The organism is Streptomyces sp. NPDC002787 (genome assembly GCF_053592095.1).
In genome coordinates, this window is the sequence record NZ_JBSFVC010000012.1 from 75,559 (window position 1) to 99,363 (window position 23,805).

General features: G+C 72.3%; 23 protein-coding genes. 12 read left to right on the top strand and 11 right to left on the bottom strand.

Translation table 11 applies throughout. The annotated features are described in order from the left end of the window. The first annotated feature begins 120 nt into the window (after positions 1–120). Together ACWD26_RS18105 and ACWD26_RS18110 are read left to right on the top strand one after the other, a co-directional pair. Entirely contained in the window at positions 121–2,775 is a 2,655-nt protein-coding gene (locus tag ACWD26_RS18105; protein ID WP_451271121.1) for a helicase-associated domain-containing protein, read from the top strand. 217 nt (positions 2,776–2,992) lie between these two features. Further along, positions 2,993–3,166, top strand: coding sequence for a hypothetical protein (locus tag ACWD26_RS18110; protein WP_451271123.1), 174 nt, complete (start codon positions 2,993–2,995; stop codon positions 3,164–3,166). On the opposite strand, the gene istB is transcribed toward ACWD26_RS18110, so the two are convergent. Next, positions 3,150–4,688 carry an IS21-like element helper ATPase IstB gene (istB, locus tag ACWD26_RS18115; protein WP_451271125.1) on the bottom strand — a complete coding sequence of 513 codons (1,539 nt, stop codon included), beginning with the start codon at positions 4,686–4,688 and terminating at the stop codon, positions 3,150–3,152. The two genes, ACWD26_RS18110 and istB, sit on opposite strands and share 17 nt — an antisense overlap. Before the next feature lie 214 nt (positions 4,689–4,902). Between istB and ACWD26_RS18120 the strand changes: the two genes are divergently transcribed. Continuing rightward, positions 4,903–6,546: a DNA repair helicase XPB gene (locus ACWD26_RS18120; protein WP_451271127.1), complete on the top strand. Its 1,644-nt coding sequence runs from the start codon at positions 4,903–4,905 to the stop codon at positions 6,544–6,546. A gap of 285 nt (positions 6,547–6,831) precedes the next feature. Here ACWD26_RS18120 and ACWD26_RS18125 read toward each other — a convergent pair whose 3' ends face one another. Continuing rightward, positions 6,832–7,029 (bottom strand): hypothetical protein, encoded by a 198-nt coding sequence (locus ACWD26_RS18125; protein ID WP_451271129.1) that lies wholly within the window; start codon positions 7,027–7,029, stop codon positions 6,832–6,834. A 334-nt stretch (positions 7,030–7,363) separates the two neighbouring features. Between ACWD26_RS18125 and ACWD26_RS18130 the strand changes: the two genes are divergently transcribed. Then, positions 7,364–9,472, top strand: a complete 2,109-nt coding sequence (locus tag ACWD26_RS18130) for a HelD family protein (protein WP_451271131.1) — start codon at positions 7,364–7,366, stop codon at positions 9,470–9,472. Here the strand turns inward: ACWD26_RS18130 and ACWD26_RS18135 are convergent. From ACWD26_RS18135 to ACWD26_RS18145, 3 genes are all read right to left on the bottom strand, one after another. Next, entirely contained in the window at positions 9,469–10,128 is a 660-nt protein-coding gene (locus tag ACWD26_RS18135) for a dihydrofolate reductase family protein (RefSeq protein ID WP_451271133.1), read from the bottom strand. The genes ACWD26_RS18130 and ACWD26_RS18135 overlap by 4 nt on opposite strands. Before the next feature lie 232 nt (positions 10,129–10,360). Continuing rightward, complete coding sequence (locus tag ACWD26_RS18140; RefSeq protein ID WP_451271134.1) at positions 10,361–10,903, bottom strand: hypothetical protein; 543 nt, start codon at positions 10,901–10,903, stop codon at positions 10,361–10,363. Between the two features lie 83 nt (positions 10,904–10,986). Continuing rightward, positions 10,987–12,240, bottom strand: coding sequence for a trypsin-like serine peptidase (locus ACWD26_RS18145; RefSeq protein WP_451271136.1), 1,254 nt, complete (start codon positions 12,238–12,240; stop codon positions 10,987–10,989). Between the two features lie 356 nt (positions 12,241–12,596). Here ACWD26_RS18145 and ACWD26_RS18150 point away from each other — a divergent pair, with 356 nt between their 5' ends. Next, positions 12,597–13,367, top strand: coding sequence for an NPP1 family protein (locus ACWD26_RS18150; protein WP_451271137.1), 771 nt, complete (start codon positions 12,597–12,599; stop codon positions 13,365–13,367). Positions 13,368–13,507: 140 nt separating this feature from the next. On the opposite strand, the gene ACWD26_RS18155 is transcribed toward ACWD26_RS18150, so the two are convergent. Beyond that, positions 13,508–14,230, bottom strand: coding sequence for a copper homeostasis protein CutC (locus ACWD26_RS18155; protein ID WP_451271139.1), 723 nt, complete (start codon positions 14,228–14,230; stop codon positions 13,508–13,510). Positions 14,231–14,648: 418 nt separating this feature from the next. On the opposite strand from ACWD26_RS18155, the gene ACWD26_RS18160 reads away from it, so the two are divergent. Further along, entirely contained in the window at positions 14,649–14,798 is a 150-nt protein-coding gene (locus tag ACWD26_RS18160; RefSeq protein ID WP_451271141.1) for a hypothetical protein, read from the top strand. 24 nt (positions 14,799–14,822) lie between these two features. On the opposite strand, the gene ACWD26_RS18165 is transcribed toward ACWD26_RS18160, so the two are convergent. Then, positions 14,823–15,497, bottom strand: a complete 675-nt coding sequence (locus ACWD26_RS18165; protein WP_451271143.1) for a maleylpyruvate isomerase family mycothiol-dependent enzyme — start codon at positions 15,495–15,497, stop codon at positions 14,823–14,825. 67 nt (positions 15,498–15,564) lie between these two features. Here ACWD26_RS18165 and ACWD26_RS18170 point away from each other — a divergent pair, with 67 nt between their 5' ends. Continuing rightward, the gene (locus ACWD26_RS18170) at positions 15,565–16,209 is read left to right on the top strand and encodes an HD domain-containing protein (RefSeq protein WP_451271145.1); all 645 of its coding nucleotides are present in this window, start codon (positions 15,565–15,567) and stop codon (positions 16,207–16,209) included. 47 nt (positions 16,210–16,256) lie between these two features. Here ACWD26_RS18170 and ACWD26_RS18175 read toward each other — a convergent pair whose 3' ends face one another. Together ACWD26_RS18175 and ACWD26_RS18180 are read right to left on the bottom strand one after the other, a co-directional pair. Further along, entirely contained in the window at positions 16,257–17,222 is a 966-nt protein-coding gene (locus ACWD26_RS18175) for a YihY/virulence factor BrkB family protein (RefSeq protein WP_451271147.1), read from the bottom strand. A gap of 125 nt (positions 17,223–17,347) precedes the next feature. Next, positions 17,348–17,590, bottom strand: a complete 243-nt coding sequence (locus ACWD26_RS18180; protein ID WP_451271149.1) for a DUF6411 family protein — start codon at positions 17,588–17,590, stop codon at positions 17,348–17,350. Positions 17,591–17,845: 255 nt separating this feature from the next. On the opposite strand from ACWD26_RS18180, the gene ACWD26_RS18185 reads away from it, so the two are divergent. Together ACWD26_RS18185 and ACWD26_RS18190 are read left to right on the top strand one after the other, a co-directional pair. Continuing rightward, positions 17,846–18,997, top strand: coding sequence for a Cmx/CmrA family chloramphenicol efflux MFS transporter (locus tag ACWD26_RS18185; RefSeq protein WP_451271464.1), 1,152 nt, complete (start codon positions 17,846–17,848; stop codon positions 18,995–18,997). Positions 18,998–19,026: 29 nt separating this feature from the next. After that, a complete protein-coding gene (locus tag ACWD26_RS18190; RefSeq protein ID WP_451271466.1) occupies positions 19,027–20,130 on the top strand; it encodes a GNAT family N-acetyltransferase in 1,104 nt (367 codons plus the stop codon). 61 nt (positions 20,131–20,191) lie between these two features. On the opposite strand, the gene ACWD26_RS18195 is transcribed toward ACWD26_RS18190, so the two are convergent. Both ACWD26_RS18195 and ACWD26_RS18200 read right to left on the bottom strand, forming a co-directional pair. Beyond that, on the bottom strand, positions 20,192–20,464 hold the full coding sequence (locus ACWD26_RS18195; protein ID WP_451271151.1) for a DUF4031 domain-containing protein: 273 nt from the start codon (positions 20,462–20,464) through the stop codon (positions 20,192–20,194). Beyond that, positions 20,461–20,856 (bottom strand): hypothetical protein, encoded by a 396-nt coding sequence (locus tag ACWD26_RS18200; protein WP_451271153.1) that lies wholly within the window; start codon positions 20,854–20,856, stop codon positions 20,461–20,463. Before ACWD26_RS18200 ends, ACWD26_RS18195 begins: the two co-directional genes overlap by 4 nt. A 56-nt stretch (positions 20,857–20,912) precedes the next feature. Between ACWD26_RS18200 and ACWD26_RS18205 the strand changes: the two genes are divergently transcribed. From ACWD26_RS18205 to ACWD26_RS18215, 3 genes are all read left to right on the top strand, one after another. Continuing rightward, the gene (locus ACWD26_RS18205; protein WP_451271155.1) at positions 20,913–21,884 is read left to right on the top strand and encodes a MurR/RpiR family transcriptional regulator; all 972 of its coding nucleotides are present in this window, start codon (positions 20,913–20,915) and stop codon (positions 21,882–21,884) included. Between the two features lie 143 nt (positions 21,885–22,027). Continuing rightward, complete coding sequence (gene murQ, locus ACWD26_RS18210) at positions 22,028–22,981, top strand: N-acetylmuramic acid 6-phosphate etherase (RefSeq protein ID WP_451271157.1); 954 nt, start codon at positions 22,028–22,030, stop codon at positions 22,979–22,981. A 151-nt stretch (positions 22,982–23,132) separates the two neighbouring features. Beyond that, positions 23,133–23,711, top strand: coding sequence for a hypothetical protein (locus ACWD26_RS18215; protein ID WP_451271159.1), 579 nt, complete (start codon positions 23,133–23,135; stop codon positions 23,709–23,711). The last annotated feature ends 94 nt before the right edge of the window (positions 23,712–23,805 follow it).

Consider the following 23,805-nt stretch of genomic DNA (forward strand, 5'->3'; position numbering starts at 1 on the left):
GCACCCGCACCCGCACCCGCACACACACCCACGCCCGCACCCCCACCCGCCACACAAGAACGCGCCCCCGAGCTACTGGGCGCCCCAGTTCGGCGGCACCCCTCCGCTACCGTTGGCCGGATGAGCACCGAGGAGCACACCCCCACGGAGGCGGCGCCGGCCGGTGGAGCCCCCCGTTCGTTGGCGGAAGCCCTGCGCGGACGCGACGACCGTTCGCTCGCCGTGCTGCTCAGGGCACGGCCGGATCTCATCACGCCCGTCCCCACCGACCTGACCCAGCTGGCCACCCGCGCCGGCACCCGCGCCTCGGTCGTCCGCGCCCTGGAACGCCTCGACCGCTTCGCCCTGCAGACCGCCCAGGCCCTGGCCGTCGCCCCCGACCCGGCGTCGTACGACGACCTCGCCTCCCTCCTGGCGGGGGACGACGCGGACCCCGCCGTCACCGCCGCCCTGCCCCGCGCCCTCGGCACGCTCCGCGACCAGGCCCTCGTCTGGGGTCCCGAGACCCGCCTCCGCCTCGTCCGCACGGCCCGCGAGCTCCTCGCCCCCTCCCCCCAGCACCCCTCCCCCACCGGCCTCGGCCCGACCGTCGCGGAGGCCACTTCGGGCATGTCACCGGGCCGGGTCCAGGAGATCGTCGGGACGGTCGGCCTCCCGAGCACCCACGACTCGGTCTCGGCGGTCACCTCCCTCACCACCCTCTTCACCGACCGCCCCCGTATGGCGGCCCTCCTCTCCTCCGCACCCGCCGAGTCCCTCGACGTCCTCTCCCGCCTCGTCTGGGGCCCGCCGTACGGCCAGGTCACCGCCAACCCGGCGCCCCACCTCCGCTGGCTCCTGGACCGAGGCCTCCTCCTGCCCACCGCCCCCGGCACGGTCGTCATCCCCCGCGAGGTCGCCCTGCACCTGCGCGGGGGCCGCGCGCACCGGGAGGTCCAGCCCGTACCCCCGCCCGTCGAGGCCTCGGCCGCGCACCGTCCACAGGTTGTGGACGCGACGGCGGCCGGCCAGGCGTACACCGCGCTGGCGACCGTGGAGGAGCTGATGAAGGACTGGGACGAGGGCGGCCCGGGCGTCCTGCGCGCGGGCGGGCTCAGCGTGCGGGACCTGAAGCGGACGGCCGCGGCCCTCGACCTGCCCGAGCCGGTCGCCGCCTTCTGGGTCGAACTCGCCTACGCCGCCGGGCTGTTGGCCTCGGACGGCGAGGCCGACGAACGGTACGCCGCGACCCCCGCGTACGACGAGTGGCTGGAGCTGCCCGCCGCCGAGCGCTGGGCGCGGCTCGCCACGGCCTGGCTGACGGCGACCCGCACGCCGGGCGTGATCGGGGAACGGGACGCCAAGGACCGTACGTTGTCGGCGCTGGGCCCGGGCCTGGACCGTTCCGCGGCGCCCGAGGTACGCCACCGCGTCCTCGCCCTCCTCGCCGGGCTCCCCGAGGGCACCTCGGCCACCCCCGACTCCGTACTGGCCCGCCTCCACTGGGAACGCCCCACGCGCGGCGGCCGGCAATCCCCGGCCCCGCAGTCCCAGCCACAGCAGCGCTCAGAGCCCGCACAGTCCTCACAGTCCCCGCAGGCCGCGCAGGCCCATCGCCCCGACGACCTGCGCGCCCGCATCGCCCGGTGGACCCTCTCCGAGGCCGAGTCGCTCGGCGTCACCGGCCGCGGCGCCCTGTCCACGCACGGCCGCGCCCTCCTCGGCCTCCCCCACGAGCCGGCGGCCCCGGCCGACCTGCCGGAGACCCCCGGCGACAAGCTCCCGGCCCACCACGTCCCCCTGCCGGCCCACGCGGTGCCCGCTCCCGACCCCGTCGCCGAGCAGGCCGCGGCCGCCTCCCGGGCCGCCCGGCTGCTCGCGCCGCTGCTGCCCGAGCCGCTGGACCACGTCCTGCTCCAGGCGGACCTGACGGCCGTCGCGCCCGGCCCGCTGAAGCGTCCGCTGGCCGACATGCTGGGCGTACTGGCGGACGTGGAGTCGAAGGGTGGCGCGACGGTGTACCGGTTCACGCCGGGCTCGGTGCGCCGGGCGCTGGACGCGGGCCGCAGCGCCTCCGACCTGCACGACTTCCTCACCGCGCACTCCCGTACGCCGGTTCCGCAGCCGCTCGCGTACCTGATCGACGACGTCGCCCGGCGCCACGGCCATCTGCGGATCGGCGCGGCGTCCGCGTACGTGCGCTGTGACGACGACGCGATGCTCAGCGAGATCCTCGCCGACAAGCGGTCGCAGGGGCTCGGGCTGCGCCGTCTCGCGCCGACCGTCCTCGCCGCCCAGGCCGACCCGGCGACGCTGCTCGACGGGCTGCGCGGGATGGGGTACGCGCCGGCCGCCGAGTCCGCGGAGGGCGATGTCCTGATCACCCGGGCCCACGCCCGCCGCACCCCGCCCCGCACGCCCCCGGAGCCGGTCCCGGACGGCCCTCCGTCCCCGGACGACACGCTGCTGGGCGCCGCGATCCGCGCGATCCGCGCCGGTGACCTCGCCTCCACCACGCCCCACAAGACGACCGGCGGCGGCATGGCCCCGGCCGGGGAGATGCCCCGCACCAGTTCCGCCGAGACCCTCGCCACCATGCAGGCCGCCGTCCTCACCGGCGAGGCCCTGTGGATCGGCTACGTCAACGCCGAGGGCTCCGCCAGCCAGCGCGTCATCGCCCCGGTCCGCGTCGAGGGCGGCTTCGTGACGGCGTACGACCACACGGCGGACGAGGTGCGGACGTACCCGCTGCACCGCATCACGGGCGTCGCGGAACTGGCGGACGACGCGATCTGACCAAGTCGACCGCCTCGACCGCCTCGACCGAGTTGATCAAGGCGTTTCCCGCTCATCACCCATTCGGACGTATACCTGCGTTCATGCAGGCCAACCCCCGGATTCCCCCCGATGAGCGGTCGTGCGGGGGCGTACGCATCGTGGCGCGGGTGGCGGGGCAGCCACCCTGTGTCCGATCGAGATCGACTCGCTCCGCTCGAAAGGCCTACCCGTACGCATGCGTCCCCTCGCCACGCTCCTCTCCGCCGTCGCCGCCGTCGCCCTGGTGGGCGCGCTCGCCTCTCCGGCCGCGGCGAACCCGCCCCTGCCCCTCCCCGAACTCGGCACGCTGGTGGGCGAGGGCGTCGGTGTGGAGGGGCCGTTGATCCAGAACGTCAGCCTGCTGAAGTAGCGCGGCGCAGCCGGTAGCTCTCCCCTTCGAGGCGGACGATCTCGGCGTGGTGCGCGAGGCGGTCGACCATCGCCGGGGCGGCCCCGCCGAAGATCTCCTCCCAACGGCCGAGCGGGCGGTCGCTGGTCACGATCAGCGAGGCCCGCTCGTAGCGGTGTGCGACGAGCTGGAAGATGAGCCGGGCGGTGTCGGGGTCGAAGGGGAGGTAGCCGACCTCGTCGAGGATCAGCAGGGGGCAGGCGTCGAGCGCGGACAGCTCCTCGGCGAGCCTGCCCTCGGCCCGCGCCCGGGCCAGCCGCGCGGCCCACTCCGTGGCGGTCGCGAACAGCACCCGGTGCCCGGCCTGGCAGGCCCGTACACCGAGCCCGATCGCCAGGTGCGTCTTGCCGGTGCCGGGGGCGCCGACGAACACCACGTTCCGCGCGGCGGCGACGAAGTCCAGCGTCCCGAGCCGGGCGAGCAGCCGCCGGTCGAAGGAGCGCGGGTGCCTCTCGTCGAACTCCTCCAGCAGCTTCCGCGCCGGGAACCCGGCCGCCCGCACCCGTCCCTCGACCCCCGTCTCGGCCCCGCGGGCCGTGCGCCGGGTCTCGTACTGCACGAGCCCCGTCCCGCCCTGCGTGAACCGTGTCTCGTAGGGCTCGTAGGGGGTGGGCGCGCCCCGGCTCTCGTACGTCTCGTAGTTCTCGTACGAGGTGGCCTGGGCCGGGATCGGCAGCGGAGCCCGGAAGAGGACGGGGGCGGAGGGCCCGGCCGGGGCGGGGGCCGGGGGCGCCGCCGGGGTGGCCGGGGGCCGCGGCCCGGCGGTGGCGGCACCGGCCGCCCTCGGCCCGGCCGGCTCCGCCGGTTCCACCGGCCCCGGCGGTTCCTGCAGATCCCTGGGCTCCGTGGGCTCCTTCGGCCCGTGCGGGCCCTTCGGATCGCCGGGCGGCGGGCCGGACGGCGCGCCGTGGTGGGTCTCGTGCCCCTTGTCCTCGCGCAGCATCGGGCCCGACATGTACGCCAGGAGCACGGCCGAGGCGATGAACGCCATGTGGATCACCGTGCCCCACAGCAGCGAGTGGTGCGAGGTGTGGTGGACGTCCACGAACATCTGGAGCAGATGGACGGAGGAGATGCCCACGATGGCGGTGGCCAGCTTGACCTTCAGCACGTTGGAATTGACGTGCGAGAGCCATTCCGGCTGGTCGCGGTGGCCCTGGAGGCCGATGCGGGAGACGAAGGTCTCATAGCCGCCGACGATCGTCATGATCAGCAAATTGGCGATCATGACGACATCGACGAGCTTGAGCACCGCGAGCATGACGTACGTCTCGGTGGCACTCCCGCTCACGCACCGGACGATTAACGTCCACAGCTCGTTGAAGAACTTGTAGACGTACACCCCCTGCGCCGCCACCAGACCGAAGTACAGCGGCGCCTGGAGCCAGCGCGTGGCGAACAGGGCGTAGCCGAGGGTGGTGCCCTGCGGGGAGACGGACGGGGTGACCGGATCGGCGGGGTCGGCCGGGGTGGGTGGCTGCACGGTTCGCCATTCTTCGGAACCATTGCCGCAAATCTGAATTCCCGCCACTCAGGGGAATGAATAGACATCCAATAACACTGGTGAGATGGGGCGGGCCGTACGGGGAGACCGGCGACCAGGCGGAACGATCAGGCACACTGGACGTTTGGCCGTAGCGCCGGGGAGCCCACGATGACCAGCCGCTGGTCCGGGCCGAATCGAAAGGGTGTCGCGCGTGAATGGTCCACTCATCGTCCAGTCCGACAAGACGCTGCTTCTGGAGGTAGACCACGAGCAGGCGGACGAGTGCCGGCGGGCCATCGCGCCGTTCGCAGAGCTGGAGCGGGCGCCGGAGCACATTCACACCTACCGGGTGACGCCGCTCGGGCTGTGGAACGCGCGGGCCGCCGGGCATGACGCCGAGCAGGTCGTGGACGCGCTGGTGCAGTACAGCCGGTATCCGGTGCCGCACGCGCTCCTCGTGGACGTCGCCGAGACGATGGACCGTTACGGCCGGCTCACCCTCTCCAAGCACCCGACGCACGGGCTGGTCCTCACCACCACCGACCGGCCGGTGCTGGAGGAGATCCTGCGGTCGAAGAGGGTCACTCCGCTCGTCGGCGCCCGGATCGACCCGGACACCGTCGCCGTGCACCCCTCCGAGCGCGGGCAGATCAAGCAGACGCTGCTGAAGCTGGGCTGGCCCGCCGAGGACCTCGCCGGGTACGTGGACGGTGAGGCCCACCCGATCGAGCTGGCCGAGGACGGCTGGGCGCTGCGGCCCTACCAGAAGCAGGCGGTGGAGAACTTCTGGCACGGCGGCAGCGGCGTCGTCGTGCTGCCCTGCGGTGCCGGCAAGACGCTGGTCGGGGCCGGGTCCATGGCCCAGGCCAAGTCGACCACCCTCATCCTCGTCACGAACACCGTCTCCGCCCGGCAGTGGAAGCACGAGCTGGTGAAGCGGACGTCGCTGACCGAGGACGAGATCGGCGAGTACAGCGGGACGAGGAAGGAGATCCGGCCGGTCACCATCGCCACGTACCAGGTGCTGACGACCCGGCGGAAGGGCGTCTACCCGCACCTGGAGCTGTTCGACTCCCGTGACTGGGGACTCATCGTCTACGACGAGGTGCATCTCCTTCCCGCTCCGGTCTTCAAGTTCACCGCCGATCTGCAGGCGCGGCGGCGGCTGGGGCTGACGGCCACGCTCGTCCGGGAGGACGGGCGCGAGTCGGACGTGTTCTCCCTCATCGGGCCCAAGCGGTTCGACGCGCCCTGGAAGGAGATCGAGGCGCAGGGCTACATCGCGCCCGCCGACTGCGTCGAGGTCCGGGTGAACCTCACCGACTCCGAGCGGCTCGCGTACGCCACCGCCGAGCAGGAGGAGAAGTACCGCTTCTGCTCCACGACGGCGACCAAGCGGAAGGTGGCCGAGGCGATCGTCCGCCGGTTCGCGGGGCAGCAGATCCTCGTCATCGGCCAGTACATCGACCAGCTCGACGAGCTGGGCGCCCACCTGGACGCGCCCGTGATCAAGGGCGAGACCAGCAACGCGCAGCGCGAGAAGCTCTTCGACGCCTTCCGGGAGGGCGAGATCAACGTCCTGGTCGTGTCGAAGGTCGCCAACTTCTCCATCGACCTTCCGGAGGCCACCGTCGCCATCCAGGTCTCCGGCACCTTCGGCTCCCGTCAGGAGGAGGCGCAGCGCCTCGGCCGCGTCCTGCGCCCCAAGGCCGACGGCCACCAGGCCCACTTCTACTCCGTGGTCGCCCGCGACACCATCGACCAGGACTTCGCCGCCCACCGCCAGCGCTTCCTCGCCGAACAGGGCTACGCCTACCGGATCATGGACGCGGACGAGCTGCTGACGGAGAGCTGAGGGGAGGCCGGGGCGGCTGCGGGACGGGGCCGGGCGGCTGAGGGGCGTTGGCCTGGGCGGCTGCCGGGCCGTACCGCGTCGCCGAGGACCGAGGCCGCCTTGAGTGCGGGCAGCGGTGCCGGGTCATCGGGGACGAGGGTCTGTCGTCGGGACGAGGGTCTGCCGTCAGGACGAGGGTCTGCCGTCGGGACGAAGGTCTGCAGGGGTGGTCGGCCCGTGGACGCTGGACCTGTCGTGCGCGGGGCTCAGCGGGTCTCACGGGATCTCAGTGCGGTGGGCGGGGCCTCACCGGCGGCGTATGCCCGCTTCCTCCGCGTACTCGCCGAGGACGATCACGCTGAAGGCGGCGCCCGCGAAGACCTTGACGGCACGGAGGGCGTCGGCGAGGCGGTGGCGGTTGTGGTGGTCGTCGAGGCCGGTCGCGCCGGGCGGCGGACCGGGTCGGCCGGAGGCCGAGGCTGGGATGAAGGTCGCTGCACTCATGTCTCCATGGTGGAACGCGCGCCTTTGGATTGCGTCGGTCTCCGGAGTGAACCCGCTGAGCCCCGGCTCGCCCTCAGGTCCTGCCCACCCGTGGTACTGGCGACGTACAAGCCCCTAGGGGTACGGCGCGGGCAGATCCGGGCCACGCGCGGAAAATCCGTTGGCCTCCGCCCCGTCCCCTCACCTAAACTCTCCGCTCTTGCCCGCCTCCCGCCCGTGGAGCGCCACCGCCCGGACGGAAACCGGTCGGTCACCGCCGCCAGGCGAACCCACTGCCAGGCAGCCCCACCGCCAGGCAGACCCCTAGGTCCCGTAGGCCCCCGGAGGCACCCCCTTGTCCGCGCACACCGCCAGCGCCACCGACTCGACCGACCCCACCGGCCCGACCGACCCCGCCGACCCCCTCTCCCGCGAGCGCTCCCACCTCGCCGCCTCCCGTTCAGCCCTCCGCGCCATGCGGGAGGACGTGGAGGCGCTGGACATCAGGGACGTCACCGCGAACTGGGTCAACGCGGAGGTGCTGGCGCACCAGATCGACGAGCGGATCAAGGCACTGGCCGACCTGAGCCACACCCCGCTCTTCTTCGGCCGCCTCGACTACCTCCACGCCCCCGGCGCCGACCAGGCCGAGGGAGCGGACGGGGAGCGGTTCTACATCGGGCGTCGGCATGTGCACGACGCGGACGGCGACCCGATGGTCATCGACTGGCGCGCTCCCGTCTCGCAGCCCTTCTACCGGGCCTCCAAGAAGGACCCGATGGACGTCGGCCTCAGGAGACGCTTCGGCTACACCGGCGGCGACCTCACCGCGTACGAGGACGAGCACCTGTCCGACCCGTCCGAGGCGGCAGCCACCAGCAAGCTGCTCCAGCAGGAGATCGAGCGCCCGCGCGTCGGCCCGATGCGGGACATCGTGGCGACGATCCAGCCGGAGCAGGACGAGATCGTCCGGTCGGACCTGTCCGGCAGCCTCTGTGTCCAGGGCGGCCCCGGCACCGGAAAGACCGCCGTCGGCCTGCACCGGGTCGCCTACCTCCTCTACGCCCACCGCGAGCGCCTCTCCCGCACCGGCACCCTCGTCATCGGCCCGAACCGCTCCTTCCTGCACTACATCGAGCAGGTCCTCCCGGCGCTGGGCGAGTTGGAGGTCAAGCAGGCCACCGTCGACGACCTCGTCGCCCATGTGGAGGTCCGGGGCACGGACGAGGCGGCGGCCGCCGTCGTCAAGGGCGACGCCCGGATGGCCGAGGTGCTCCGGCGGGCCGTACGGTCGCACGTCACCCTCCCCACCGAGCCCGTCGTGGTCGTCCGGGGCTCGCGGCGCTGGCGGGTCCCGGCGTACGAACTCGAGGAGATCGTGCGGGAGTTGCTGGACCGGGACATCCGCTACGGGGCCGCGCGCGAGGCCCTGCCGCAGCGGATCGCGCACGCCGTGCTGGTGCAGATGGAACGGTCCGGCGAGGCGCCCGACGACCGGGTGCAGGACGCGGTGGCCCGCAACACCGCCGTGAAGGCGGCCGTCAAGGCGATCTGGCCGCCCGTCGAGCCCGCCAGGCTCGTCCTGCGGCTCCTCTCCGACGCGGACTTCCTCGCCGCGCACGCGGACGGGATCCTGACCGAGGACGAGCAGAAGACGATCCTCTGGGCGAAGCCCGCGCGGAGCGTGAAGTCGGCCAGGTGGTCGGCCGCCGACGCCGTGCTGATCGACGAGACCACCGACCTCGTGCAGCGCACCCACTCCCTCGGGCATGTCGTCCTCGACGAGGCGCAGGACCTGTCCCCCATGCAGTACCGGGCGGTCGGGCGCCGCTGCACCACCGGTTCCGCGACCGTCCTCGGCGACCTCGCGCAGGGCACCACCCCTTGGGCGACGCGGAGTTGGGAGGAGGCCCTGACGCACCTCGGCAAGGTAGAGGCCCATGTGGAGGAGTTGACCGCCGGTTTCCGTGTCCCGACCGACGTCATCACCTACGCCTCCCGCCTCCTCCCCCACATCGCGCCGGGCCTGACGCCGGTGGCGTCGGTGCGTGAGAACCCGGGCTTCTTCGACGTACGGCCCAGCACGGACGACTCCCAAGTGGTCGACGCCTGCGAGGAGTTGCTGCGCAACGAGGGGTCGGTGGGGCTCATCGCCGCCGACGCCCGGGTGCCCGCGCTCGCCGAGGCGCTCGCGGCGGCCGGGATCGGCCATCTCGCGCCGGGCGAGGAGACCACGTACGACACGCGCCTCACCCTCGTACCGGCGTCGCTCGCCAAGGGTCTGGAGTACGACTACGTGGTGCTGGACGAGCCGCGCGCGGTCGTCGACGGCGAGCCGGACGAACGGACCGGCCTGCGCCGCCTGTACGTGACCCTCACCCGGGCGGTCTCGGGCCTGATCGTCACCCACGCGGCCCCCCTGCCGCCGCAGCTCGTCCAGGGCCTCGTCCAGGACCTCGTCTAGGGCTTGGCGGGCAGACCGGCGCGGGTGAACGTCAGGTGCGTGACCCCGCTGGGCGAGGAGGCGGCCTCGACCTCGTAGTCCTTCTCCAGGCCCTCCAGTCCGTCCCAGAGGCGTACGCCTCGGCCGAGCAGGACGGGGGCCACCACGACGTGCATGTGGTCGATGAGCCCGGCGGTGAAGAAGTCGCGGATCACGGTGACCCCTCCGCCGATGCGTACGTCCCGGCCGTCCGCTGCCTCGCGGGCCGCCTCCAGTGCCTCGGCGGGTGAGGCGTCGAGGAAGTGGAACGTCGTGCCGCCCTCCATCTCGATCGACGGGCGGGGGTGGTGGGTGAGGACGAAGGTCGGTGTGTGGAAGGGCGGGTTGGGTCCCCACCACCCCTTCCACTCCGGGTCCTCGTGCCATCCGGGATAGCCGAACTTCCCGGCGCCCATGATCTCCGCGCCGATCCCCGGTTTGAACTGCCGTGCGAAGGCGTCGTCGAGGCCGCCGGTCCCGCCCGACCGGCCGGTCGCCTCGTGCCACCAACGAGTGGCGAACATCCACTGGTGCAGCCCCTCACCGGCATGGCCGAAGGGCGCGTCGCGGCTCTGGCCCTCACCGGTGCCGAAGCCGTCGAGCGAGACGGAGAAGTTGTGGACGCGGGCGAGTGACATGGCTGGTGACTCCCTTTCATCCGCTGGTCGAGGTTCGTCGGCCCGACCGGCCAGACCGGCCAGACCGTTCAGATCGCTCAGCCCGGCCGGCTCGGTCATGAGGGAGATGATGGCCGCCACGACACGCCTCGCCTACTCCCGCGACGCCAGGGCCGTCACCCGAGGACCGGTGGCCACCCGGATGGGTGTCGCCGTACGGGTCGCCGTACGAGGTCGGCCGTACGCGAACGGGTCAGCCGGTCCACCTGGCCTGTTCGTCCGGGATGTCGGGGCTCGCGAAGTGGAAGGGCACCGAGAGGCGGGCGGCCAGGGCTCGGCCGCAGCGGTCGGCGGCCAAAGCCGACGGGTGGCCCCCGCCCCCGGCCCCCTCCCCCTCCTCACCGAGGTAGCGCTTGGCCGTCTTCCCGTAGATGGTGGCCAGCCGGTGTTCCCCCGACGGGTCGGTCGTCAGGGCAAGCAACTCCACGAACCAGTCGTGGACCGTGTCGCCGTCCCACACGGCCTCGATGGCGGTGACGCGGCCGGGGCAGCCGGCGGCGAGGGCGGCCAGGGACTCCGGGTCGAGGGGGCTGTCGGGGGTGCGGGCGACGCGGTCGCCGTGGTGGGCGTAACGGTCGTGGACGACGCCTTCGGCGTCATGGAGGCCCAGGCCCAGAGCGCGACCGGCCCTGAAGACGACGCGCACCGCCTGGAAGTAGGCGTCCTGGAGGACGTACCCGTCGACCTGTTCACGGATGCCGGCGGGCAACAGCTCCCACCTCTCAGACGTGCTCATGCCACCAAATGTACGTGGCCGTGCACGCGCGACGGCCCCCGGCGACCGAGGGTCACCAGGGGCCGATCAGGTGCGAGGGCGCTCTACTTGAACTTGTTGCTGGTCGCCAGGTAGACCTGCTTGGCGTTCTTGCCGAGGCGTGGCCCGGTGATGAACGAGGCGCGGTCGCTGAGGGAGTTGTTGGAGACCAGGTAGGTGCGGCCCTTGTGGCTCATGAACCAGGGGCCGCCGGAGGCGCCGCCGTTCATCGTGCAGCCGACCATGTACTGGGCCGGGTAGTCGCTCGGGTAGCTGTAGCCGAGGACGAAGCGCTTGGTGGCGCCCTGGCAGTGGTACATCTTCGAGCCGTCGTACTGGGCCTCGGCCGGGTAGCCCCGGACCTTCATGTTCTTGACCTTGTTGGCGGCGGGGGCGTTGAACCACACCGGCAGGGCCGAACCGAGGCGCTCCTCCAGTGACTTGGAGCCCTTCTCCGGCTTCACGTGGAGGACGGCGTAGTCGTACGCGGCGGCCACGGTGCCCTGGCTGGCGGCGCCGCCCTTGATCCAGGTGCCGGAGGTGGTGGCCCAGTCGGCCCAGGCGATGCCGTACGGGGAGACGTTCTTCGCGCGGAAGTTCTTCGACGCCTGGCTGATGTTCAGCTTGCCCGTGTTGTTGAAGGACGGGACGAAGGCGATGTTGCGGTACCAGCCGCCGCCCTTGCCCGCGTGCACGCAGTGCCCGGCGGTCCACACGAGGTTGGACTTGCCGGGGTGCGCCGGGTCCTTCACGACGGCGGCGGAGCAGACGCTCGACCCCTGGGGTGTGGTGAAGAAGAGCTTGCCGACCGGGGCGGCGTTCTTGTGGTAGGTCGCCTTGACCTTGGTGGCCGTCTGCTTCTTGACCTTGCCGTCGGGCATCCAGGCCTGGGTGGTCTTGCCGCCGCCCTTGGCCGTGTTGCCCGCCTCCGCGATGTTCGGCAGGTCCGCCATCCGCTCCTCGGCCTCGGCGATGCGCTCCGGGGTCCAGAAGTTCTCGATGTACGGGTTGGCGAAGTCCTCCGCCTTCGAAGCCCAGTCGCCGAAGTCCTGCCAGCCACCGTTCTTCCACTTCTGCAGATCGTCACCGGTGAGGTCGGTGGGCACGCCCTTGGGGAGCTTGAAGCCGCCGACGGTCGTGTCACCGCCGCTCTCGTTCTCGCCGGTGTCGATGTTGTCGCCCGCGTCCGCCTGGGCGGTCGTCGAGGACGAGGCCTGGGCCCCGTTCTCCTCGGTCTTGCTGCAGGCAGTGGTGGTGACCATGATCGCGGCGATCACGGCGGCTGCGGCCGTGAGGCCGCGGCGGCGTATGAATGGCATGGAGCCCGTCCCCGTGTGACTGAAACTTGTCATGCCCCCGCTTGGCTGGGGCGAGACAACTATGCACGTGGGCGGGCGCGAAATGATCTCCGGGACGGTCCGCGCGGCGACTTCGCACACAACAACTACGTGGCGGATATCGATCCGTGATGTGACGTCATGTCACGCCGTGCGGCGGGGCCCTCCGCGCCTCGGAAGCCCAACTCACAGGGTTTCCACATTGATTGATTCTTCATCACTCCGACACCTCCCGACACTTGTGGACTACCGGCGAGTACGGCGAATCTGACCTGCGCATGCCATCCCGCCATCCCCACGCAGGCATCCCCCACGCCGCCGTCCACCAGGAGGACGCAGTGAAGACAAGCTCCCGCACAGGAAGATCCGTGCTCACCGTCGGGGGCGCCCTCGCGCTGGTCGTCGGCATCGCCGGCAGCGCGTACGCGGCTCCGCCGGCCGCGCTGCCCGCCAACGCGGAGGCCCTGGAGACGACCTGGCAGCCGGCGTACGACTACGACACCGACGGCTGTTACCCGACCCCCGCGATCGGCTCCACCGGCACGGTCAACGGGGGCCTCCGCCCGACCGGTTCACTCAGCGGGGACTGCCGCGACGCCTCCGACCTGAACAACACCAACGGCTACTCGCGCCACAAGTGCAACAACGGCTGGTGCGCGATCATGTACGACCTCTACTTCGAGAAGGACCAGGCGCTCGCGAACAGCAGCATCGGCGGCCACCGGCACGACTGGGAGCACGTCGTCGTCTGGGTGCAGAACGGCAGCGCGCGGTACGTCTCGACGTCCAACCACGGCGACTTCACCGTGCACGCCGCGTCCTCGGTCCGCTGGGACGGCACCCACCCGAAGATCGTCTACCACAAGGACGGCATCAGCACGCACTGCTTCCGCCTCGCGGGCTCGAACGACGAGCCGCCGGAGAACCACGAGGGCACGTGGCAGTACCCGCCGCTGGTCGGCTGGAACGGCTACCCGTCGACCGCCATCCGCGACACCCTCGTCGCGTACAACTTCGGCAGCGCCAACTTCGGCCTCAAGGACGGAAGTTTCGCGTCCAACCTCGCGGCGGCGATGCCGTCGGGGATCTCGTTCGACCCGAACGCGTAAGCCCTGCGGGTTGCTCGGGGGGTGAGGGGGTGGGGGGTTGAGGTACGTGGGCGACTGCGGGTGGTGCGTGGTTGCTCGCTCAGTTCCCCGCGCCCCTGACAAGCAGGGGCTGCGCCCCCTGCTTTTCGGAACAGCCACGCTCAGCGTGACGCCGTCCGGGCGGCGCGGCCGACGCGCGTGTCCAGGGCCGTACGCCACTGCCGTACGGCGTCGGCGGCGACCGGTGTGGTCCAGCCGGCGGGGCGGGCCGCGCCGCCGATGTGGAACGCGTCGACCCCGGCGGCGCGTAGGCCGGGGACGTGGTCGAGGCGGAGGCCCCCGCCGATGAGGAGACGTTGGGCATAGCCCGGCTCACCCCGGAGCGCGGCCTCGGCCAGCAGCACCGGCAGGCCGTCGTCGACCCCCTTCGCCGAACCCGCCGTGAGGTACGTGTCCAGCCCCGGCAGGTCCGCGAGCTGCTTGCGCAGGGCGTCCCGGTCGGCGGCGCGGTCGATCGCCCGGTGGAAGGTCCACGGCCGCCCGTCCAGCTCGGCGACCACCCGCTCCACCGCGTGCAGGTCCGGTTCGGCCCGCGCGTCGAGGAAGCCGAGCACGAACTCCTCCGCCCCGGCCGCCCGCATGTCACACGCCACCCGCACCAGCGCGTCCACGTTCCCCGCCGCGAACCCGTCGGCCAGCCGCAGCATGACCCGTACCGGGATGTCCACGGCGGCCCGCACCTCCACGAACGTCGCGACCGCCGGGGTGAGCCCGTCCGCCGCCATGTCCGCCACCAGCTCCAGCCGGTCGGCACCTCCGGCCTGGGCGGCGACGGCGTCCTCGGCGTCGAGGGCGATCACCTCCAGAAGCGCGCGCGTGGTCATGGGGCCCCTTCCGTCGGGCTACGAAGGACGACAACAGGTCTAGTCCAATTTAGCAACAACCCGGAGTGTTGGACGCGGCCGTCACGGTTCGCACGCGGACGACCACCCTCCGCGTCTACCCTTGTTGGGGCGCGCCGCAACAAGTCCGGCTGCGCGAGAGGGAGTTTCCCCATACCGAAGCCCAAGACCATCGACCGTCCCAGTCCACGCGAGCGATGCCCGGCGCGGAACTGCGCCACCGGCACGAGCGGGCCGGGATGTCCCAGGAGATCTGGGGGCGGCGATGTCATCAGTGGGGCGTACGTAAGGACGGAGGACCGCGGCATGGCGTAAGAGCAGCTACAGCGGCGGCAACAGCGGGGAATGCGAAGAACTACCCGCGTCTGTGGGCGGCGGCCAACCCCGAGTACGCGTCGACATGCGCAAGCAGTTCACCGGCCACGGGGCCTGCGGCACCGACCCGTGGGTCCACGGCGTCAACACGTCCGACGCGACGGCGTCCTTCCACCCCAACGCGGCCGGCCAGGAGAAGGGCTACGCGGCGAAGTTCCTGGCCGTCTGGGGCTGACGCACGCGGCCTCCAGGGCCGGGTTCAGCCGTACAGGTTGAGTTCGGCCTCGGTGGCGCCGGCCAGTTCGTACGCCGTGCCGGAGGGCGGGCGCCGCCCGGAGCAGAGCCGTACGAGGGTGGTGGCATCGCCGATGTAGCGCGCGGGCGGGGCGTCGCCGCTCGCCGCCCCCAGCCGCAGGGGCTCGTCCAGGTCGTCGAGGTCGGCGTGGAGCGGCAGGGTGCCGCGTACGCGCGTGAGGTGGGCCAGCAGTTCCAGAGCGGGCCCGAGCTGCGCGCCGCCGTACGCTCCGGGCAGGTTCCAGGCCTCGCGTACGTCACCGGCGTGCACCCACTCCCCGAGGGCGATGCCGTCCAGCGCGCCGCCGGCCTCGGCGATGACGGGGCCCGCGTCGGTCATGCCCCGCTCCAGCTCGTCCACGATCCGCGCGACCGGCCACTCGTCCCGCTCGGCGATGTCCCGGCCGTTCGACTCCGGGCTGAACACGCCCTCCTCGAACCGCCCCTCCACCACCCGTGACAGCGCGGCCGAGCAGTGCGCCAGCACATCCCGCACACTCCACCCCGGACAACAGGTCCCCGCCCCGAAGTCCCCCTCCGGCCGCCCCCGCAACAACGGCACCAGCACATCCCGCTCACCGGTCAGCAGCCGCCCGGGCAGCTCGGGGTCACGTACGTCGTGTGCGTCAGCAGTAGTCATGGGATCCACGCTAGGGCCTCGTCGGGGCCAGGGCGCCCGGGATTTCCCGCCACGGCACAATGGCCCCATGTCCCTCGATCCGCTGGAAGCCCGCTGGCTTCAGGCTCTGCTCTCCGCCCGCGAGGGCGCGTGCCACCCGGACCCGTTGCCCTACTCGGCGAATCTGATCAAGCGGTGGTCGGAGCCGCAGCGGAAGTACCACACAGTGGAGCATCTGACGGCGGTGCTGGACCACATCGACCTGCTGGAGGAGTACGCGGCGGACGCGGACCTGGTGCGGCTGGCCGCGTGGTTCCACGACGCGGTGTACCTGCCGGAGCGGTCGACGAACGAGGAGCGGTCGGCGCGGCTCGCGGAGCGGGCGCTGCCGGAGGCCGGGGTGCCGGAGGAGAAGGTGGCGGAGGTCGCCCGCCTGGTGCGCCTCACCGTCACGCACGACCCGGCCGACGACGACCCGAACGGGCAGGTGCTCTGCGACGCGGATCTCGCGATTCTCGCGTCGGCACCGGAGGCGTACGCCGCCTACGCCGCCGCCGTCCGCGAGGAGTACGGGTTCGTCCCGGACGACGCCTTCCGCACGGGGCGCGCGGCCGTACTGGGCCAACTCCTCGCCCTGCCACGGCTGTTCAGGACACCGTACGGGCAACGGGAGTGGGAGGACCGGGCACGGGAGAACCTGCGGACGGAGCTGACCGAGCTGACGGCGACCTGAGCTTCGACGGCGGACCGAGCTTCACAGCCCGGCCCCGCGGCCCGGTGTCACGGACCCGGCCCCGGATCCGGCTGGATGGCCTCCGTGATGCCGGCCCGGGCCGCTTCCAGTTGGGCGGCGAAGGCGATGCCCAGGAACAGGGCCACACCCGTCAGGTTGGCCCACAGCAGCAGGGCGACGAACGCTGTCAGCGGGCCGTATACCGCGCCGAAGGAGCCGCTCTCGGCCACGTAGAGCGCGAGCAGCCACGTGGCCGTGATCCACAGGACCAGGTGGACCGCCGAGCCGAACGCCAGCCAGGTGTAGCCCGGCTGGTCCCTGCGCGGAGCCCAGCGGAAGATCACCGCCGACGCGACCCAGGCGAGCGCCACGCCCAGGGGCACTTCGAGGGGCCGCCACCAGTCGAGCAGGCCCTGAGGCCAGCCGAGGGCCTGAACCACCGCCTCCCCGACGGCGTCCCCCGCGACGAGCACGAGGAACCCCAGGACCATCGGCATGCCCGCCGTGAGGGCGAGGAGCAGGGACCGCCCGTACTTGGCCAGGAACGGCCGGTCCCGTTCGATGCCGTAGATGCGGTTGGCGCCCCGCTCGACCTGCCCCATCGCCGAAGCGAGGTTGAGCAGGGCGAAGGCCAGCCCCAGCCACATGGCGACGGCGTTCCACACCCCGGAACCGGCGCTGCGCGCGGTGGCGTCCAGCGCGTCCTCGACCAGACTCGCACTCGCGCCCGGCACGATCCGGCCCAGCGTGAGTTCGATGATCCGTCCCACGCTCTCCGTGTGCACGGTGGTGGCCACACCGACCAGCGCGATGGTGAACGGCACCAGTCCCAGGACCACTTGGAACGCGAGCGAACGGGAGTTGGTGAAGCCGTCGGCGTAGCGGAACCGGGCGAACGCGTCGAGGAGCAGCCGACGGCCTCCGTAGTGCCGCAGCGCGGTGAGCGCCTCGTCCCCGGAGAGCTCGTCCCCGATCATGTCCCGCGTCTGCGGGACATGCACAACGGTCCCCATCGAGAGCGTCTCCTCCTGTCGGGAGCGTCTCCTCGTGTCGGGACGGCTCCTCCTGTCGAGCGCGTCTCCTCCTGTTCGTTCCTACGGCCGGACGAGGAACGCGATCTTGCCGCTCAGTATGGAGGTCAGAAGGGCATACGGCCACGGGTGCGGCGGCCGGCCGCGCCGCTGCGGCCCACGGCGCGGGAACTCGTCCGGAACGGCTTGCTGAACAGCCTGCCCAGCACGCCCGGCGCCTTGCCACCGGCCCGTGCGCCGGTGCCGAGCGAACGCTGGGTACCGCGTTCGGGGTGGCGGGACAGACGCGGGACGAGGAAGGCCAGCGCGGCCAGGACCACACACACTCCGACGATGATGGCGATGATCAAGATTCTGCTCCCTCGGCTGGTCGGGAGAACACGAGTGCCCCGTCACGCCTCCCCTATAGCCGGGGAATGCGTTCCCGGAGCCGCCGGTTGCCCATGAACATGTCCTCCTCCGCCGCTCCGGAAGACCATCCCCGACATCCCGGCCGTCCCCACAGCCCCCACCATCCCCACCGTCCCCAGCGTCCCGGCTTCCGCGTCCCCCTCTCCGTCTACGTCCTCGGGCTCGCCGTCTTCGCGCTCGGCACCAGCGAGTTCATGCTCTCGGGGCTGCTGCCGCCCATCGCCGAGGACATGGACGTGTCCATTCCACGGGCGGGGCTGCTGATCTCCGCGTTCGCGATCGGCATGGTCGTCGGGGCGCCCCTGCTGGCGGTCGCGACGCTGCGCCTCCCCCGCCGTACGACCCTCATCACGCTGATCACGGTCTTCGGGTTCGGGCAGGTCGCGGGCGCCGTCGCGCCCAACTACGGTGTTCTCTTCGCCTCCCGGATCGTGAGCGCGTTCGCCTGCGCGGGGTTCTGGGCGGTCGGGGCGGCCGTGGCCGTCGCCATGGTGCCGGTCAACGCGCGTGCCCGCGCGCTGGCCATCATGATCGGCGGGCTGTCGATCGCGAATGTGCTGGGCGTGCCGGCGGGGGCGTTCCTCGGGGAGCACTTCGGGTGGCGGTCGGCGTTCTGGGCGGTGACCGTCGCCTCGGCGATCGCGCTCGTCGGGGTCGTGACGCTCGTGCCGGCCATCCCCCGGCCCGAGGAACGGCCCCGGCTGGGGCAGGAGGTGCGGATCTACCGCGAACCCCAGGTCTGGCTCTCCATCACGATCGTGGCGCTGGCCGCGGGCGGGGTCTTCTGCGCGTTCAGTTATCTCGCGCCGCTGCTCACGGAGGTGGCGGGGCTGGACGCCGGGTGGGTGCCGACGGTGCTCGCGCTGTTCGGGATCGGTGCGCTGCTCGGTACGGCGGTCGGGGGGCGGTTCGCGGACGCGCACCTCTTCGGGGTGCTGCTCAGCGGTGTCGCCGCGTCGACGGTTCTCCTCGTCGCCCTGGCGCTGCTCGCCCAGTACGCCGTCGCAGCCGTCCTGCTCTCCTTCCTCCTCGGGGTGTCCTGCTTCTACACCGCGCCCGCCCTGAACGCCCGTATGTTCAACGTCGCCGGCGCCGCGCCGACCCTCGCCGGTGCCACCACCACCGCCGCGTTCAACCTCGGCAACACCGGCGGGCCCTGGGTCGGCGGTGCGGTCATCGACGCGGGCTTCGGCTTCGCGTCCACGGCCTGGGCGGGCGGCGCGATCACCGCGGCCGCCGTCGGGACGACGGCCGTGTCGCTGCGCCTGCACCGCCGTACGAGGGCGTCCCGTCTCGTGGCCGGGAGCGGCGCCGGCGCCGTAAATCCGGTACGTACCGACCGCTGATGCCTCCTATCCTCGCCGCCATGCGACCAATGGGTGGGGAACAGGTACGAGAAGCCGTCGAACACAGCCTCGCGGTGCTGGGGACGGTGGTCGAGCGGGACTGGGAGGGGACCAGGGCCGGGCGTCTGGAGTGGAGTTGTCGTGGGACGGCGGAGCACATCGCGTCCGATCTGATCGCGTACGCGGGGCAGCTGGCCGGGCGGCCGACCGGGCGGTACGTACCGTTCGAGATCGCGATGGAGGAGTGCGAGGGCAACGCCGACGTGCTGGAGGTGATCCGGACGACCGGCGTGCTGTTCGCCGCCACCCTGCACACCACCCCCCGCTCGGTGCGGGCCTTCCATCCGTATCCGTTCCGCGCGGCCGACCGTGAGGGCTTCGCGGCGATGGGTGTCACCGAGGTGCTGCTGCACACGTACGACATCGCGGAGGGCCTCGGGCTCCCGGCGTCCGCGTCCGTACCGCCCGTCGAGCTGTGCGAGACCGTTCTCGCGCGTCTCTTCCCGCACGTCAGGCCCGGTGACGACCCCTGGGCGACGCTGCTGTGGGCCACCGGCCGGGGCGAGCTGCCGGGGCGCGCGCCCGTCACCGAGTGGCGGTGGAGCAACCCACTGCACATCGACGCCGAGCGCGTCGTCCTCCAGGGCGTCCACCCGGCGGCCGCGGCCGATCTCGCCGAGGGCGGCACGGGCGGCTTCGAGTGGATCGAGGGCGGACCGGTCGAGGGGACGCGGGTCGGGGCGGGCCTGGTGTTCCAGGCGTACGAGGCGGGGGTGCACCGGCCGGAGTGGGGCATGTTCGTCCTGGTCCGCAAGGAGGACGGGCTGGCCGTGGGCGCGCTCGGCTACCACGGGGCGCCGGACGAGGAGGGCCGCGTCGAGATCGGCTACGACCTGGTCGAGGGGGCGCGCGGCCGCGGCTACGCGACGGAGGCCCTCCGCACACTGACCGCCTGGGCGCGGGAACGGGCCCGCGAGCGGGGAGACGTGCGCTCCCTGTTCGCAGTCGTCGAAAAGACCAACACCCCGTCACAGGGCGTGGTCTCCCGGGCAGGTTTCGAAAAGGTGAGCGACGACTGGGACGACGCCGAACACGGACAGCAGTACGCATACGAACTGCGCCTGCGGGCCTGAGGCAGGGGCCGGGCGTACACGGGCGGCCCGGCGGTCGGCTGACCGGGGCCGGCCGGCCCCCTCAGGCCGGTGGCCCCCGGCGTTTCGGTCTGCGTAGGCCCGCCCCGGTCAGTCGGCGCAGGAGTTCCTTCGAGCCCACCTCGACGGCGCCCGCCTGTACGACCTCCGTGTAGCGGTGGGACGGGATGTCGTAGTGGTCGCGTTCGAAGGCACGCTCGGGGATGCCCAGTCGCCCGGCGAAGGCGTGCAGTTCGTCGAAGGACACGTCGCTGACGAGGTGGGACCACATGCGCCCGTGCCCCGGCCAGGTGGGCGGGTCGATGTAGAGGGTCACGAGGGCGGCGCCCCTCCGGAGGCGGTGGCCAGCGAGCCCACGGCCGAGACCCGCACGCCCGCCTTGTGGCACACCCACTGCGGGTCGGGCCCCAGCGCCGGCTCCACGTCGAGCGCGTGCGGGTCGCCGGCGCCGCAGACCGGGCAGAGGGGCCAACGGCCGTACCGTTCGAGCAGGGCGTCCTGGACGTCCTGGGCGACGAGCCCGGCGACGTAGGCCGCGCCGTCCGGCCACTGCTCGACCCACCAGCGGCGTTGCACGACGGACTCCTCGACCATCGACACGACGTCCGCCTCGGCGACCTGCCCGGCCACCAGATCGGCGATCACGAGGGCGCGGGCCGCGTGCAGCGCCTGCTCAAGGGGGCTCACGGGGTCACTGCCGGTACTCATGCGTCCATTGTGCGCACCCTTGACCACACGACCGAACAGAAAATATCTTTCATAAGGTGAGCGATGACGTGAAGGAAATTTTCGCACCTGGAGGACCGGTGGAAGCCGCAGGCCGCCCGGCCGGAGGGCACGGCACGTCCGCGCCGCCCGCCCCCGCCGCCCTCGCGGCGAAGGTGCGGACGCTGGCCCCTTCCATGACCCGTTCGATGCAGCGCGTCGCGGAGACCGTCGCCGCCGACCCGGCGGGCTGCGCGGCGCTCACGGTCACCGGCCTCGCCGAGCTCACCGGGACCAGCGAGGCCACGGTCGTCCGCACCGCCCGCCTCCTCGGCTACCCCGGCTACCGCGACCTCCGCCTCGCCCTCGCCGGCCTCGCCGCCCACCAGGAGTCGGGCCGCGCACCCTCCGTCACGGCCGACATCGCGGTCGACGACCCGCTGCCGGACGTCGTCGCCAAGCTCGCCTACGACGAGCAGCAGACCCTCGCGGACACGGCGGCCGGACTCGACATGGCCCAGCTCGGCGCGGCGGTCGGGGCGCTCGCCGGGGCCCGCCGCATAGACATCTACGGAGTCGGGGCGTCCGGCCTCGTCGCCCAGGACCTCACGCAGAAACTGCTCCGCATCGGGCTGATAGCCCACGCGCACAGCGACCCGCACCTCGCCGTCACCAACGCCGTGCAGCTCCGCGCGAAGGACGTGGCCATAGCGATCACCCACTCCGGTTCGACGGGCGACGTCATCGAGCCGCTGCGGGTCGCCTTCGACCACGGGGCCACCACGATCGCGATCACCGGGCGGCCGGACGGGCCGGTGTCCCAGTACGCCGACCACGTCCTGACGACGTCGACGGCCCGGGAGAGCGAGCTGCGGCCGGCGGCGATGTCGTCCCGGACGAGCCAACTGCTGGTGGTGGACTGCCTGTTCATCGGAGTGGCGCAGAAGACGTACGAGTCGGCGGCCCCGGCGTTGTCGGCGTCGTACGAGGCGCTGGCTCATCGGCACCGGGTCGGAGGGCCTTCGCGGTAGGGCCCCGTCAGGGGCGCGGGCAACCGCGCGACCAACCACGACGCACCCGCAGACGACCGCAAGGCCCCCGCCCCCGCAGACGACCACGGCGTCCGCCCTGAAGACACAGTCGCACCGCACCGCACCGTACGGAATGAGTCACCATGGCCACCTCCCCCAACGCCTCCGCTCTTCCCAACCACCTCTCCGTGCGCGCCGAGCTGGAGTCGCTGACCACCGAGGCGTTCCGGCCGGAGCTCGCGGACATCGATCAGCTTCCGACCCTCGACATCGCGAAGCTGATGAACACCGAGGACGCGGCGGTGCCGACGGCCGTCTCCGCGCAGTTGCCGCTGATCGCGGCGGCGATCGACGCGATCGCCGAGCGGATGGCCCGGGGCGGCCGGCTGATCTACGCAGGCGCGGGCACGGCGGGCCGCCTGGGAGTTCTGGACGCCTCCGAGTGCCCGCCGACCTTCAATACGGCGCCGTCCCAGGTCGTGGGGCTCATCGCGGGTGGCCGGGAGGCCGTGGTCACCTCGATCGAGGGGGCGGAGGACTCGGCGGAGCTGGCCCGCGCCGACCTCGACGCGCTCGGCTTGACGCCCGACGACACGGTGGTCGGCGTCTCCGCCTCGGGCCGCACGCCGTACGCGGTCGGCGCGGTGGAGCACGCGCGCGCGGCCGGCGCGCTGACGGTCGGCCTGTCCTGCAACGCGGCCAGCGCGCTCGCGGCCGCCGCCGACCACGGCATCGAGATCGTCGTGGGCCCCGAGCTGGTGACGGGCTCGACCCGTCTCAAGGCGGGCACGGCGCAGAAGCTGGTCCTCAACATGCTCTCGACGATCACCATGATCCGCCTCGGCAAGACCTACGGAAACCTGATGGTCGACGTCCGCGCCACCAACGACAAACTCCGCGCCCGCTCCCACCGCATCGTCGCCCTCGCCACGGGCGCGACGGACGACGAGATCGACACGGCCCTCACCGCCTCGGGCGGCCAGGTGAAGAACGCCATCCTCATCCTCCTGAGCGGCGTGGACGCGCCCACGGCCACCCGCCTGCTGACGGAGAACGAGGGGCACCTGCGGGCGGCCCTGGCGGCGGCCAGGGGCTGAGCCCGCGCGGCGAGGCAGGCGGAAGCCCGGCCTCCGGGGCCACTGTCAGTGGCGTGTGGCACGGTGGTGGGGATCGCTGACGTCTCCGACATCTCGAATGTCCCGGATATCTCAGATGTCTCGGATGTCTCCCAGGGAAGGACCGAGCCCCGTGAACCACGCCCAGCTCACCGCCCTCGGCCGTGCCCTGCGTCTGCTCGGGGAGCACGGCGAGGCGCTGAACGCCGACACGCCGGACGCGCGGCTGCACGAGGTGAAGGCCGACATCAGACGAGCCCTGGAGCTGCTGGACGACACGGTCTCGACGGCCGCTCCGACGACGCGCTGCGCGGAGCATCCGAACGGCCCGGTCGACGAGGAGGCCCCCGACCTCTGCCTGCTCTGCGAGACCCGCCGCCGCACCGCCCGCCGCACCGAGCTGAACGACAGCTACGGTCCGCCCCGCCCCACCGGCCCGGCCACCCCGACCCCGTCCCGCTACGGCGTTCGGGACGACCGCCCCCAACCCCAGCAGCGCTGGCTCCCGGAGGCGTGGAACGGCCAGGTCTGGCAGCTCTGCGGCACCCCCCGCCGCGACCGCCGCGAGGCCGAGCTCTACCTCGCCGCCCAGCGCAGAGGCCCCCGCCCGGCGATCGCCTACCGCCTGGTCTACGAGTTCACCGACTACGAGGTGCTGCGCATCTGGGGCGAGCCGATCCGCATGGACATCGAACCGCTGGGCAACTTGTAGCAATCCCACGGGACTTCACCACCACATGGAGCCCCGCACGACGCCCCACACGATCCCTCACACCTCCACTTCTCGTCAGCATGACGGTAAGCTG